Raw genomic sequence first — 14,192 nt, 5'->3', positions numbered from 1 at the left:
CTGCCTTTTTGTTATCAACAGGTAAATGCTAATAGTTAAAAAACAGTGTAACCGCCAGCAGCCGGGGCTGTTGGTCTGACGGTGCGCAAATCACGGTTTTTAGCCGATCATCATAAACAGTTGAAAGGAACCAGCCCGCTCAGCGCCTGCGTGTCCTGATATTCCTGAATATCCTGACCATGTCGGAACACCTTGAAGCCTTGCTCTTTGGCGCTGAAGTAACTCAGATCATTTCCCGACACCTGCAACAGACTGCCTTCGCGCAACGCAATCACCGACTCAGACGGGTTAACTGCACAGAATTCAGCAATACGCTCGTCACGGGTTTCACCCATGTGGCCACTTAAGTGTGCGTCGATGTAATGCGGGTTGATCTGCACCGGGAACAGGCCAAGCGACGGCAGCACCACCGAGTTGCGCACTGGCATATCATTGGTAGTACGAATACTTGGTGTTGCAACATTACAGCCTGCGCTCCAGCCGATATAAGGCACATTGCGTTCACGCACGGCGCGCTGAATCGGAACAATGAGGCTATTTTCGTGCAATAGCTGATTGAGCATCCAGGTATTGCCGCCGCTAATCAAAATACATTGCGCGCTGGCAATAGCCTCTGCCGGGTTATCTGCGTGATGAATACTGGTGACGTCGATACCCAGTGCGTTCGAAAGCGTACTGGCGCGTTCGTCATAATCACTGCGGATCAACGCATAAGGGACAAGGACGGCGGATGTGATCGCGCGGGATTTCAGCACCGCCTGAATTCGCTCTTTCGCGTAACCCAGTAATTCTGATTCACCGGAAAGCTTACCGTTACTCAGTAAGAACAGCTCCATGACGCTTCTCCTGACTGTAATAAGATGAAGATAAGGGGATAAGTGTGCACTTTTCTTCGATAATAAAAGATAACCGGTCGACAATCAGCAAACGTCTGCACTGATTCTCACTGCCTGTATATCAGGGGCGGCTTTTGCTATGCTGCCAGAATCAACGTTTTAATGTGGGAAACTATGGAATCCTGGTACTTACTCTATTGCAAACGCGGTCAGCTGCTTCGCGCCAAAGAACACCTTGAGCGCCAGCAGGTTAATTGCCTGACGCCAATGATCACCCTGGAAAAGGTGGTGCGCGGACGCCGTACTTCCGTCAGCGAACCCATGTTCCCGAATTACATGTTCATCGAGTTTGACCCTGAACGGATACATACCACGACGATCAGCGCCACGCGTGGCGTCAGCCATTTCATCCGCTTCGGTCCCAAACTGGCGACGGTTCAACCCGACGTAATCAAACAGCTTATGGAACCGCCTGCAATAGAAATTCGCGACCCTCAAACACCGTATGAAGGTGACGTGGTGATGATCACCGAAGGGGTTTTCGAAGGCCTCGAGGCTATCTACACTGAACCTGACGGCGAAGCTCGTTCACTGCTGATGCTTAAACTGATCAATCAGCCTGTGCGGCAGAGCATCGATAACACGCACTTCCAGAAAATCTGAGTGGTTTTTCCTGCCTCCGCGCTGTGAATGAAAAAGCACCGTTATTCGGTGCTTTTTCAATTCAGGCAATTATAATTTCAGGCACTTAACGCGTGGACAAAGCGAACATCTTACGCGCGTTATCGTCAGTGATATCAGCCAGCCACTGCGGATCTTCACCACGCCACAGCGCGACCTGATTCACAATATGCGGCAAAAATGCCGGTTCATTGCGCCGGTTCTTTGGTTTGTTTTCCATATCGCGCGGCAATAAATACGGTGCATCAGTTTCCAGCATTAACCTCTCTGCCGGGATCAGCGGCAACATTTCACGCAGTTCCAGCCCGCGACGTTCATCGCAAACCCATCCCGTAATCCCGATTGACAGGCCAAGAGAAAGATACAGCTCAAGCTCATGCTGCGTGCCAGTAAAACAGTGAACGACGCCGCCCGGTAATTTCGACAACCAGGGTTGCAGCAACGCGGCAAAACGTTCACCAGCATCACGACAGTGTAAAAAAACCGGCAACTGCAACTCTGCGGCCAGCCCGAGCTGTGCGGTAAAAGCCGTTTCCTGCTGATCAGCAGGGGAAAAATTGCGGTTGAAATCCAGACCACATTCACCGATAGCGACAACCTGCGGCATGGCAGCCAACCGGCGGATCGTCAGCTCAACGTCTGCATTCCAGCCACTTGCCTGATGCGGATGCACTCCCGCCGTGGACCAGCAAAAGTCAGGATGCTCTGCCGCCATTTTCTGTGCTTCCACGCTTTCCTGTGCGGAGGTGCCGGTGATCAACATGCCGCTCAGGCCTGCTGTGCGGGCTCGTTCCACCACCTGGGGCCGGTCTTTGTCAAACTGATTACTGGTGAGGTTAATACCAATTTCAAACATACGAAGTCCTGAAACAGAAACCGCCCTTGCGGGCGGTTTGTTTGCTATTTATCACGAATAAGCGATAACGATTTTACTCAGGCTCACCCGGATCGTTCTCTTTATCAACATCCGCGCGACGCCTTCCACCCACGTAGAAACGGGCAAAGAACACGCCGATTTCAAACAGCAGATACATAGGGATCGCCAGCAATGTCTGGGAGAACACATCAGGTGGCGTTAACAACATCCCTACCACAAACGCTCCGACCAGCACATATGGGCGTTTTTTCTTAAGGTCTTCTGGCGTGGTAACACCACTCCAGCACAGCAGAACAATCGCAATCGGCACTTCAAAAGAAACACCAAACGCCATGAACAACGCCATCACAAAATCGAGGTAGTTGTTAATGTCAGTGGCGATCTGCACGCCTGCTGGAGCGGTTTTCGCAAAGAATGCAAACGCTAGCGGGAACACAACGAAGTAGGCAAATGCTACGCCGAGGTAAAACAGTGCGGAACTTGAGAACAGCAGCGGCATCATCAGACGGCGTTCATGTTTGTAAAGTGCAGGCGCGACGAACGCCCAGACCTGATACAAAATAAACGGTGCAGAAACAAATACCGAGACAATCATGGTCAGCTTGATTGGCGTAAAGAACGGTGACGCTACATCAGTAGCAATCATGCTCGCGCCTAAAGGCATTTGTTCTATTAGTGGTGAAGCCACCAGCTGATAGATGTCATTTGCAAAATAAACCAGTGCCAGGAACACCACTAAGATACAGAGAATGGCGTTCAATAGTCGCTTACGCAGCTCAATCAGATGGCTGATAAGCGGTTGGGTATCTTCAACAGCCATGTTTAGCGCTCGCCCGTCGGTTTAGTGAGTGAAACCGGTTTTTCCGGTGCATTAGGTACAGCAACGGGTTCTTCAACGGCAACAGGTTTAGTTACAGGCGCGGAAGCCACAGAAGGCTCAGTGACGACAGGTTCCGTGGTTGCGATCAGAGTCTCAGCCTGCGCGGCAGCAGCATGAGCCGTCTTGTTCGACGCCAGTGCAGCATCAACCGCACTTTGCGGTGCCGCAACCGGCGCAGAGGCCACATTATTAGCCGTGGCCGGAGAAATGCCCGCATCGTGATGCGCTTCTGCATCATCTATAACAGGGTTGTGGATGGTGTTACCTTCCGCTTTCGCTTCTTCCATTGCTTTGTCAGCAGGATTCAGCCCTGAATTGATAGATTGCTTCATGGATTCCGCCGCTTCTTTCAACTCGTCCATAGACGCTTTGATTTCCGGCGTTAAATTCTTCAGACCCGCTTCTTCGGCTTTCTTCAGGCTGTCTTGCAGCTCCTGAAGTTTCAGCTCCTGCGACAGCTCGCTTTGCACTGAAGCAGCCATAGCGCGAAGCGTACGGATCCAGCCTGCTACTGTTCTGACTGCTACAGGTAAACGCTCCGGCCCGAGGACAACCAGGCCAATCACCAATACCAGCAGCAGTTCACTAAATCCAATATCGAACACGGCTTATACCTGCTCTTTGTTTTGGCTCTTGGTATCTTCTGCTTTAGCGTCTGGCTTGCCTTCAATAGACCTGGCAGCGAAATCAGCATCAGTTGGCGTTATGTCAGCATCTTTGTTTGTTTTTGACTGGCTATCATCATCACTCATGGCCTTTTTGAAGCCTTTGATGGAAGCACCCAGATCAGCACCCAGACCACGCAGTTTCTTCGTACCAAACAGCAATACGACAAGTACAACGAGAATCAGGATCTTAGTAATACTAATACCACCCATTATTTTCACCTCAAATAGGAAGGAACGACATTCATTGCCGTTGGCTAACGGCATTCAATTTAAAACGATTCGATTTCAAACAGTCAGTTAACTGGCGCGTTTCCAGCCAATCAGCCAGGAAACAACACCCGCCGTTATCAGACACGCCGGATAAACCTCGACGTTGCCCAACAATAATAGGGTTCCACTCAATAACAGTGTCGCCCCTATACCCAAAAGATAACGAGACTGACCCTGACGGGAACTCTGGTTGTGCATCTGGGAGGAAAGCTTTTCGATGTTGTACTGCAACAGCTTGTGTTGTTGCAGACTCTGGTAAACCAGATCGGGTAACTCAGGTAGTTTCTCAACCCAGAATGGCGCACGCTCTTTTAACGCGCGGATCATTGCAGGCAGTCCCACCTGATCGCGAACCCAGCTTTCCAGGAAAGGTTTTGCCGTGGTCCACAAATCCAGTTGCGGATAAAGCTGACGGCCCAGACCTTCGACATACAACAGCGTTTTTTGCAGTAACACCAGCTGAGGCTGGACTTCCATATTAAAGCGACGCGCAGTATTAAACAGATTTAACAATACGTTACCGAAGGAAATCTCAGCCAGCGGTTTTTCAAAAATCGGTTCGCACACGGTCCGGATTGCAAATTCAAAATCTTCAACATTAGTATCGCGTGGAACCCAACCGGAATCGACGTGCAGTTCAGCCACTTTACGATAATCACGATTGAAGAAAGCGATGAAGTTTTCAGCCAGATAGCGCTTATCTTCTTTGTTCAGTGAACCAACTATGCCGCAATCGATGCCTATGTAGCAAGGATCTTCAGGCGTTTCGTAGCTGACGAAAATATTACCAGGGTGCATATCGGCATGAAAGAAACTGTCGCGGAAAACCTGCGTAAAGAAGACCTGAACACCACGCTCGGCCAGCAACTTCATGTTGGTGCCCTGTTTTTTCAGCGCTTCAACATCGGAAACTGGGATACCATAAATCCGTTCCATCACCATCAGGCGTTCGCTGCAGTAGTCCGGATATACTTCCGGCACATACAGCATCGGGCTGCCTTCAAAATTACGACGCAGCTGGATAGCATTTGCCGCTTCTCGCAGCAAATTGAGCTCATCAAGCAGCGTTTTTTCATATTCGCGAACCACTTCACGCGGACGCAGACGGCGACCATCTGGCAGTAATATCGGCACCCAACCGGCAAGGCGCGACATCAGACGAATGTCGGCTTTAATAGTCGGTAAGATATCAGGGCGGATCACTTTGAGTACTACTGGCTTACCGTTCTCTTTCAGCACCGCCGTATGCACCTGCGCGATCGAAGCGGAAGCCAACGGCGTCTGATCGAATTCATCAAACCAGTTTTCCAGCGGGCCACCCAGAGCGGTGTCAATTTGTTGACGTGCCAGTGCACCATCAAAAGGCGGGACGTGATCCTGAAGCAGGGCTAGCTGATCGGCAATGTGCGGCGGGAAAAGATCGCGACGCGTGGACATCATCTGACCGAACTTGATCCATACCGGACCCAGCTCTTCCAGCGCTAGGCGCATGCGCTCACCCAACGGCTTTTCTTTATGACGATGTGGTAACCAGAAAAACAGATAACGGCCCATGCGCAGTGGCAGCGTTAAACGGATTTTAGGGATAAGCTCGTCAAGGCCATAGATAAGAAACATGCGGATAATCAGGTATAAACGTCGCATTTCCCTTGGCGTCACGGTTTGCCCTCCATTTTTTCCAGGCGTTTATCAAGAGCATCCAGTTCACGCACAAGTGCGGAGACTTCATCGCTAAACCACATCAGTTCCAACGGGCCGGGAGCCATCTTCCACTCTTCGGTCAGCGTCTGCGCCACGTAATTTTGCTGATGTTTCAGCCCTTTTTGCAGGAAACGGAAACCGCCCTGTACTGCCTGGCTTAACCCCTGGGCTGCTATATCGCCGACATACGGTGCCAGGAATTCCGCTGGCTCCCACTCGGCCATATCCAGCAGCGCAACCAGTTGCTGAACCACAGAAATATCGCCGTCGACTACCAACTCACCGCTGCGCATCAGCGGTGATAACTGCTGGCGATCACGCAGCTTATGCAGCACAGAGAGTTTTGAGGTGACGATGCAATCCGCCACGCCATCCCATTGTCCGAGAACATCAATTTTCTGCTCGCTGAATACAAACGTCAGCGGAGCGCTCAGTTCTTGCAATTCGACGCGCAGAATTTTACCTGCCAGACGCGTACGCGCCGCCTTCATGCTGCGATCTCTGAAAAGCAGGTAATTAAGCGGCGTCTCGATGGCGGCAGTCAAAAGCGGCGTTAACAACATCGGCATACTCATATCAGAATTTGAAACCCCGATGCAGCGCAACGATGCCACCGGTCAGATTGTGATAAATCACATTCTCAAAACCAGCATCACCCATCATGCCTTTCAACGTTTCCTGATCCGGATGCATACGAATAGATTCTGCCAGATAGCGATAGCTTTCAGCATCTTGCGCAACAAGTTCACCAATGCGCGGCAAAATATGGAAGGAATAGGTGTCGTACGCTTTGCTCAGCGGTTTCAGCTGCGGCTTGGAGAACTCCAATACCAGCAAGCGACCACCCGGCTTGAGCACGCGGTACATAGAACGCAGCGCTTTTTCTTTTTCGGTAACGTTACGCAGGCCGAAAGAAATAGTGATGCAGTCGAAGTAATTATCAGGGAAAGGCAGCGCTTCGGCGTTAGCCTGCACGTAGCTGACATTACCCACGATGCCAAGGTTACGCAATTTTTCGCGCCCCATTTTCAGCATGGAATCGTTAATATCCGCCAGAACGACTTCGCCAGTCTCGCCGACCAGTCGGGAGAACTTAGCGGTCAAATCACCGGTACCACCCGCCAGATCCAGCACACGCTGACCACGGCGCACACCGCTGCAATCAATAGTGAAACGTTTCCAGATACGATGAATGCCGAAAGACATCAGGTCATTCATCAGGTCATATTTTGCCGCCACGGAATGGAAGACATCTGCCACCATCCCCTGTTTGTCATCTTTAGCTACCGTGCGAAAACCAAAATGCGTAGTTTCCTGCGTCTGCTTTTCCATTTTATATGCCTGCTTTTTCAGTCGAACTCTTGGGGAGAAGTGTATCAGAACCCGTTAGAAAGCCCCATCACCGATGCTGATTCAACATGTCGCAAAGATTCATCGGTTGAATCATAAAATCAGTCAAAACCTGGTGCTGCCAGCTAACCGTCATGAGTCGTTCGGGTTCAACGTCGGTTCTTCTTCCGCATCAGAGGTGTCGGGCAGAGATGCGGTATCTTCAGGTTCATTTTCCGCTTTAGCCATCTCGGCCAGAGAGGGGCTGATCGGCCGTTTAACTTCAACGCCCAACGCCCGGAAACTTTCCACCTGCCCAATGAGATTACCACGCCCTTGCGAGAGTTTATTCATTGCGGAACGATAACTTCCCTGCGCTTTATCCAAACTTAGCCCCATCGACTCCATATCATCGACGAAAAGACGCAGTTTGTCATACAGGCGAGCAGCACGCTCGGCAATACGTTTGGCATTCTGACTCTGGTGTTCATAGCGCCACAAATTGCTGATGGTACGTAATGCCACCAGCAGAGTCGTCGGGCTGACCAGCATAATATTGTGTCGTAGCGCTTCGCTGATCAATTCGGGCTCCCGGTCGATCGCCAGTAGAAAAGCAGGCTCGACGGGAATAAACATCAGCACATAATCAAGGCTGCGCAGACCGGGAAGCTGCTGATAATCTTTGCGCCCCAGTAAACGGATATGCCCACGTACCGACGCAATATGTTCGCTGAGCGCCAGTTCACGCTCGCTGTCGTCTTCACTGTTAAAATAACGCTCGTAGGCCACCAGCGTCATTTTAGCGTCAATCACCACGTCTTTATTCTGCGGCAGACGTACCACTACGTCCGGCTGCATTCGGCTGTTGCTGTCCACCTGCACGCTGACCTGAGTCTGATATTCGTAACCCTCGCGCAAACCGGAGGCTTCCAGCACGCGGCTCAGCACGACCTCGCCCCAGTTGCCCTGAGTTTTGTTATCACCTTTCAGCGCTTTAGTGAGGTTGACGGCTTCACGCGCCATTTCAACATTAAGCTGCTGCAGATTTCGAATCTCGTGCGCCAGCGTATGTCGCTCACGTGCCTCCTGCCCGAAGCTGTCCTGTACCTGACGGCGAAAACCATCCAGTTGTTCGCGCAGCGGCAGGAGCAGTTTATCGAGGCTTTGCTTGTTCTGTTCGTCGGCGCGACGGCCGTTTTGTTCGAAGATCCGGTTCGCTAGATTTTCAAACTGGCTACTCAGACGCTGTTCGCTGTTGATCAGCAACCGCTGCTTATCTTCGGCGGCCATGCGTGTTTCATCGAGACGGGTCGACACTTCACGTAACTCGGCTTCCTGCGCGCTGTTGATTTCGCGCTGCGCACGCAGTTCCTGATTAAGCTGTTCGCATTCGTTTTGCCAGTGCGTCAGCAGTTGCAGTTTTTCCTGGCTGGCCGCCTGCATGCTGTGAAGTTTTCGCAACTCCAACTCAGCCTCACGGATTTGCTGCAAAGAGGACTGCCGCTCGCCTTTGATCGCGTCATTTTCGGCTCTCACCTGATCAAGCGAATGTTCAAGCAAACGGCGTTGAGTCTCAAACTCAGTCCGCTGTTGCTGCTGACGCAGACTGGCCACCAGCCAGCCCACTAATAAACCGATTAACCCCGCGCCCAGGGCAGTCAGAATGCTGATATCCACGCGTTTTCCTTCTTAAATTTATCTGCGGTCACGGTAATAGCAGGCTGTATGGATGTCCAGTCTATTTTCTGTTGCATTAAGGCTTTGCGGGATGTCTTCCAAAATGAAATTTCTCTGTGTTTCCCCCCTTGCGGCGGTCATTCGCAGAGAGCAGGATTCAAAACCACCGGCTGAGCCATTGAATGCCAAATGCGCCGGGCGCCAGAATACAGAAAGCCCAGATCAGCGCGGAAGTAATGTTGGCCATCTGGAAGTATTTTTGTGGCATTCCGCAAATACCGGCGACCAGCGGAACGACGGCACGAAGCGGGCCAAAGAATCGACCAATGAATGCCCCCGGCATGCCCCATTTATCAAAAAAGGCATGGCCGCGAACTAGCATTTGCGGATGACGGGAGAACGGCCAGAAGTTGCCGACACGATCCTGATAATGGGAACCGACCCAATATGACAGCCAGTCGCCTAAGAATGCACCGACCGCCGCTGCCGCCCAGATGGGCCAGAAAGGGATACCGGTTTCACCAATTAGCGCGCCGAGTCCGAGTAAAATAAAGGTCGCGGGAAGCAGCAGTGAAAGAAAGGCCAATGATTCACCGAAAGCCAGAAAAAAAACGATGGGTGCAGCCCACACCTGATGCGCACGAATAAACGTGGTGGTGTAATCAAGAATGTCGTTAACAGTCAAAAATGCAGTTCCTTTTTTCATGGATTCGCAGGTGGAATGAATGGGATTATTCCAGACACACTACAAACCTGACCTTAACAGATCCCTAGAAATGGGCAAAAAAAAGGGCCGCCGGAGGCAGCCCATAAATGTGATGTGTTTTATATTTTTGAAAAATCAAATCAGACGGCGGGCGGCTTCAACGACAATCTTCACCGCATGGCTCTCGGTCTTTTTCATGGTTTCAGCATTAGGAATTTCTTGCTGTGTGCGGTTCACGATGACACCGGCAACCATACCTGCACGCAGACCCTGGCTTGCGCACATGGTCAGCAGAGTGGCGGATTCCATTTCGTAGTTCATCACGCCCATTTCCTGCCACTCTTTCATCGACTCTTTGAAGCGACGAACGACGCGGCCGGAGTAAGTGTCATAACGCTCCTGACCCGGATAGAAGGTGTCTGAAGAAGCAGTTACGCCGATATGCGTTTGTGCGCCCACAGCCTCTGCCGCAGCGACCAGCGCTGTCGTACAGGCAAAATCGGCAACTGCCGGGAACTCCATCGGTGCAAAGTGCAGGCTGGCACCGTCAAGACGCACAGCCGCGGTCGTCACCAGAACGTCACCGACGTTGATATGTGGCTGAATGGCACCGGTGGTACCGACACGCAGGAAAGTGCGGATGCCGAGCTGTGCCAGCTCTTCGACCGCGATAGACGTTGACGGGCCACCAATACCGGTTGAGCACACGATCACAGATTTGCCGTCAAGCTCAGCGCGCCATGATGTAAACTCGCGGTGGGAAGCCAGGCGAACCGGGTTTTCCATCAGTTTGGCAATCTTCTCCACGCGCTCAGGGTCGCCGGGAACAATCGCCAGCGTCGCGCCGTTTAAATCTTTTTTGGTCAGGCCAAGGTGGAAAACTTCAGGCTGAGACATAACAAACTCCTCTGTGTGTAAGGTCATTTATTGGCAGGAGGAACACCCGGCAACTGTACTGAACATTGTGACGTCATTTCGTGACGGTCGTCACTATGATGTAACAACAAGAGTAACGCATACATTTAATTTGTGATTCAAATCACAAATTATACTGCCATAGATGAAATTTCATACGGTAGGACCTTCTTCTGCGGACATAAAAAACAGGCATTACCCCGTGACGGGCTCTGCCTGCATGTTTAATTGCAGAAAATCAGGCAGGAACGGCGTCAGCAGCAGCGCTGCGCGACCAGATCCGATGTTTCGCTAAGTCTTTCAGGAATGCCTTCAACAGGGCACCTTCGGCTTTTTCGCCTTCAATAATCCCCTCTTCTTTCACCTCATCCTTCAGTCCCAATAGGGATTTAAAACGGCGCGCGTCTCCGCTCAGACCGATAACTTTCAGATGCTTATAAGATTCAAGAATGAAATGCCGTGCGTCCCCGCTCATCAGTAACGCATCAATATGCCCGTGTGGCACAATCACGGCGTCAACAGTGATTGACGGCGAACCTGCAAACGTGGCGTCAATCGGTAACGTCGAGCCGTCATCCGCGGTCACTGTCCCCAAATGGCTGGCCAGCAGTTTAGGGTGAACACCTGCAGCCTGCAGCGCCTGTAAGGTTTCCAGAACATCCGCGGCGTGAACACCATCGCCCAACAGCAATGCAACCTGACGCCCTTTAATCACCCCTTTGCCGCTGGCATACAGACTGAGCGATGGATCGCTGTCCAGACCATTTACCGGTTTTGGCGGTTTGATTTTTAGCGTATCCGGTGAAAGCGTCACGCCGACGTTTTTAGCCACCTTCTGCGCCAGCGACTGATCGACACGAGCCAGCAGATCCACCACACGCTCGCGAATATAAGGCCGGGCGACTTTGGATAATTCAAAGGAGAATGCCCCGGCGATGTGATCCTGCTCGGTTGGCGTCTGGCTTAACCAGAACAGGCGCGGCTGTGCGTAAAACTCAGCAAACGACTCACTGCGCTGGCGAACTTTTGCCGCATCAATCCGTTCCGGATAACTTTCGAAACCGCCACCCGATGCGGCCGGAGGCGTTTCTCGCGGCCAGTTATTATTGATGGAATTCGGCTCGTAGTTAGCCGGATTAGTATCGACATCCTGACGGTGCATGCCGTCGCGCTGGAAATTATGGTACGGACAGGTTGGACGGTTGATCGGAATTTCATGGAAATTTGGCCCGCCCAGACGGCTAATCTGCGTATCGGTGTAGGAGAAAAGTCGCCCCTGTAACAGTGGATCATTGGTGAAATCAATGCCCGGCACCACATGCCCAGGATGAAACGCCACCTGCTCAGTTTCAGCAAAGTAGTTATCCGGGTTACGGTTAAGCACCATTTTGCCGATGAGCTGAACCGGCACCAGTTTCTCTGGAATCAGCTTGGTCGGGTCGAGTAAATCGAAATCAAATTTGAATTCTTCCTCTTCGGGGATCAGCTGAACACCCAGTTCATACTCCGGATAATCGCCAGCTTCGATGGATTCCCACAGGTCACGACGATGGAAATCGGCATCTTTCCCGGCCAGTTTCTGCGCTTCATCCCACAGCAGTGAGGCTTTGCCCGCCAGTGGTTTCCAGTGAAAACGGACGAAGGTGGATTTTCCTTTGGCATTCACGAAACGGAATGTGTGAATGCCGAAACCTTCCATCGTGCGATAACTGCGCGGAATACCTCGGTCGGACATCGCCCAGAATACGTTATGCAAGGTTTCCGGTTGCAGGGACACGTAATCCCAGAAGGAATCGTGTGCGCTCGCGCCCTGCGGAATTTCATTGTGCGGTTCAGGTTTTACCGCATGCACAAAGTCCGGGAACTTGTGAGCGTCCTGAATAAAGAAGACCGGCGTGTTGTTACCGACCAGATCGTAAATACCTTCATCGGTATAAAACTTAGTGGCCCAGCCACGAATGTCGCGGACGGAATCCGCAGAACCTCGCGAACCCTGCACGGTAGAAAAGCGCACAAACACTGGCGTTTGCTTTTTCGGGTCAGAGAGGAAACTGGCTTTGGTGACAGATTTCATACTGCGGTAAGGCTGAAAATAGCCGTGAGCAGCGGCACCTCGCGCGTGAACAATACGTTCGGGAATACGCTCGTGGTCAAAATGAGTGATTTTCTCGCGGAGAATGAAATCTTCCAGCAGGGTCGGACCACGGCTGCCGGCTTTCAGCGAGTTTTGATCATCAGAGATTTTCGTCCCCTGATTGGTGGTCAGCGGCTGCTTTTCACCATTTTTACGATGTCTTTCCAACGCATCAAGTTTAGCGTTGGTATTTTGCGGACTTTTGGCACTGCCGGAAGCGGTAGGCTCTTTTCCAGGCGGTGTCGGTTGTGGCGAAGGCTGATAAGCGCGATCCGTGGGTGCCAAATCTCCCAGACCGGGTTGTGTGGATTTAATGCCCGTGGCGGGGGCGCGGCTTACCGGTAATGACTCACTTTTCTTGGTTTTTTTTGAAGGTAATTTCGACATTGCACAAGACTCCTACTTAAGTTTCGGGCGTTCCATGAGTCTTCCGTGACAGTTTTCCTGACTAACTTTTAACTATAGAACATCTCTTGCGCCTTGCTGTTGCCGCTTTCAGACTATAGTTTTAATCCAAAGCGCAAATTTTCTGTATGGAGACTCCAATGAAAAATGATGAAATCCTCCCCCTGAAACAGGCTCCGACCAGCTTTGCTCCGGCCGTGACGCCGGTCGCTGAAACCACAATCCACACGGATACCGACGGCCTGCACGCCGGCCAGACCACTATCCCTTCGCAGGGAGAAGATCTGCCCGCCTATCTTGCCCGTCCGGAGCAGTTCACCGGAAAATTACCTATCATTCTGGTGGTGCAGGAGATTTTTGGCGTACACGAACATATACAGGATGTCTGCCGTCGTCTGGCGAAGCAGGGCTATCTGGCGATCGCCCCCGAGCTGTATTTCCGTCAAGGCGATCCACGCGATTACAATGAAATCAGCGAGTTATTTGCCAAGCTGGTCAGTAAAGTGCCGGATCAACAGGTACTTTCCGATCTTGATCATACGGCTCATTGGGCATCTCAGCACGGAGGCGATATTTCAAAATTAGGCATTACTGGTTTTTGCTGGGGCGGGCGGATCACCTGGCTGTATGCGGCGCACAATCCGCAGTTGAAAGCCGGTGTGGCGTGGTACGGCAAACTGGTGGGCGATAAAACGCTGACCAGCCCGTCGAATCCCGTAGACCGTGCCGCAGCTCTTGATGCGCCGGTGCTTGGCTTGTATGGCGGGCAGGACAGTAGCATTCCGCAGGAAACTATCGAAACCATGCGTCAGGCCATCCGGGCTGCCAATGCCGATGCGGAAATCGTGGTGTATCCGCAAGCCGGGCACGCATTTAACGCCGATTATCGCCCGAGCTATAACGCAGAAGCCGCAGCCGATGGCTGGCAACGGATGCTGGATTTCTTCGGACACTACGGTGTGAAATAATCGCGTTAGCAGGTATCACTGGCAGAAACAGAAAAGGCCCGGCAGATTTCTGGACTGCACCTTACTCAGTTGGGTGTCCAACTTTTGGGGTGCAGTCCATTTCCTGCCGGGCCTTTTTACCTGAAATGCTTTCATAAAAATAAAA

14 protein-coding genes are annotated in these 14,192 nt (G+C 51.7%); 2 read left to right on the top strand and 12 right to left on the bottom strand.

Annotation, left to right across the window (positions count from 1 at the left end):
• Positions 1-110: 110 nt before the first annotated feature.
• Positions 111-836, bottom strand: a complete 726-nt coding sequence (pepE, locus tag GE278_01475) for a dipeptidase PepE (protein QLK59528.1) — start codon at positions 834-836, stop codon at positions 111-113.
• Positions 837-1,010: 174 nt separating this feature from the next.
• Here pepE and rfaH point away from each other — a divergent pair, with 174 nt between their 5' ends.
• Complete coding sequence (gene rfaH / locus GE278_01470) at positions 1,011-1,499, top strand: transcription/translation regulatory transformer protein RfaH (GenBank protein QLK59527.1); 489 nt, start codon at positions 1,011-1,013, stop codon at positions 1,497-1,499.
• An 85-nt stretch (positions 1,500-1,584) separates the two neighbouring features.
• On the opposite strand, the gene tatD is transcribed toward rfaH, so the two are convergent.
• The 11 genes from tatD to katE all read right to left on the bottom strand — a co-directional run bounded on the left by tatD (position 1,585) and on the right by katE (position 13,061).
• A complete protein-coding gene (tatD, locus tag GE278_01465; GenBank protein QLK59526.1) occupies positions 1,585-2,373 on the bottom strand; it encodes a 3'-5' ssDNA/RNA exonuclease TatD in 789 nt (262 codons plus the stop codon).
• A 73-nt stretch (positions 2,374-2,446) separates the two neighbouring features.
• Positions 2,447-3,214, bottom strand: coding sequence for a Sec-independent protein translocase subunit TatC (gene tatC, locus GE278_01460; GenBank protein QLK59525.1), 768 nt, complete (start codon positions 3,212-3,214; stop codon positions 2,447-2,449).
• 2 nt (positions 3,215-3,216) lie between these two features.
• On the bottom strand, positions 3,217-3,879 hold the full coding sequence (gene tatB, locus GE278_01455) for a Sec-independent protein translocase subunit TatB (protein ID QLK59524.1): 663 nt from the start codon (positions 3,877-3,879) through the stop codon (positions 3,217-3,219).
• A 3-nt stretch (positions 3,880-3,882) separates the two neighbouring features.
• Complete coding sequence (tatE, locus tag GE278_01450) at positions 3,883-4,152, bottom strand: twin-arginine translocase subunit TatE (GenBank protein ID QLK59523.1); 270 nt, start codon at positions 4,150-4,152, stop codon at positions 3,883-3,885.
• 87 nt (positions 4,153-4,239) lie between these two features.
• Positions 4,240-5,871 (bottom strand): ubiquinone biosynthesis regulatory protein kinase UbiB, encoded by a 1,632-nt coding sequence (gene ubiB / locus GE278_01445; GenBank protein ID QLK59522.1) that lies wholly within the window; start codon positions 5,869-5,871, stop codon positions 4,240-4,242.
• A complete protein-coding gene (locus GE278_01440) occupies positions 5,868-6,476 on the bottom strand; it encodes a hypothetical protein (protein QLK63157.1) in 609 nt (202 codons plus the stop codon). Before GE278_01440 ends, ubiB begins: the two co-directional genes overlap by 4 nt.
• A gap of 13 nt (positions 6,477-6,489) precedes the next feature.
• Entirely contained in the window at positions 6,490-7,245 is a 756-nt protein-coding gene (gene ubiE / locus GE278_01435; protein ID QLK59521.1) for a bifunctional demethylmenaquinone methyltransferase/2-methoxy-6-polyprenyl-1,4-benzoquinol methylase UbiE, read from the bottom strand.
• A 150-nt stretch (positions 7,246-7,395) separates the two neighbouring features.
• Positions 7,396-8,919, bottom strand: a complete 1,524-nt coding sequence (gene rmuC / locus GE278_01430) for a DNA recombination protein RmuC (protein ID QLK59520.1) — start codon at positions 8,917-8,919, stop codon at positions 7,396-7,398.
• Between the two features lie 157 nt (positions 8,920-9,076).
• Complete coding sequence (locus GE278_01425; protein QLK59519.1) at positions 9,077-9,604, bottom strand: DedA family protein; 528 nt, start codon at positions 9,602-9,604, stop codon at positions 9,077-9,079.
• Positions 9,605-9,760: 156 nt separating this feature from the next.
• Entirely contained in the window at positions 9,761-10,522 is a 762-nt protein-coding gene (locus tag GE278_01420; GenBank protein ID QLK59518.1) for a uridine phosphorylase, read from the bottom strand.
• A gap of 256 nt (positions 10,523-10,778) precedes the next feature.
• Positions 10,779-13,061 (bottom strand): catalase HPII, encoded by a 2,283-nt coding sequence (gene katE, locus GE278_01415; GenBank protein ID QLK59517.1) that lies wholly within the window; start codon positions 13,059-13,061, stop codon positions 10,779-10,781.
• A gap of 158 nt (positions 13,062-13,219) precedes the next feature.
• On the opposite strand from katE, the gene GE278_01410 reads away from it, so the two are divergent.
• The gene (locus GE278_01410) at positions 13,220-14,047 is read left to right on the top strand and encodes a carboxymethylenebutenolidase (protein QLK59516.1); all 828 of its coding nucleotides are present in this window, start codon (positions 13,220-13,222) and stop codon (positions 14,045-14,047) included.
• Positions 14,048-14,192: the final 145 nt, after the last annotated feature.

The organism is Enterobacteriaceae bacterium Kacie_13, from assembly GCA_013457415.1.
Taxonomy (GTDB): domain Bacteria; phylum Pseudomonadota; class Gammaproteobacteria; order Enterobacterales; family Enterobacteriaceae; genus Rahnella.
This window is presented reverse-complemented; position numbering and strand designations above follow the sequence as displayed.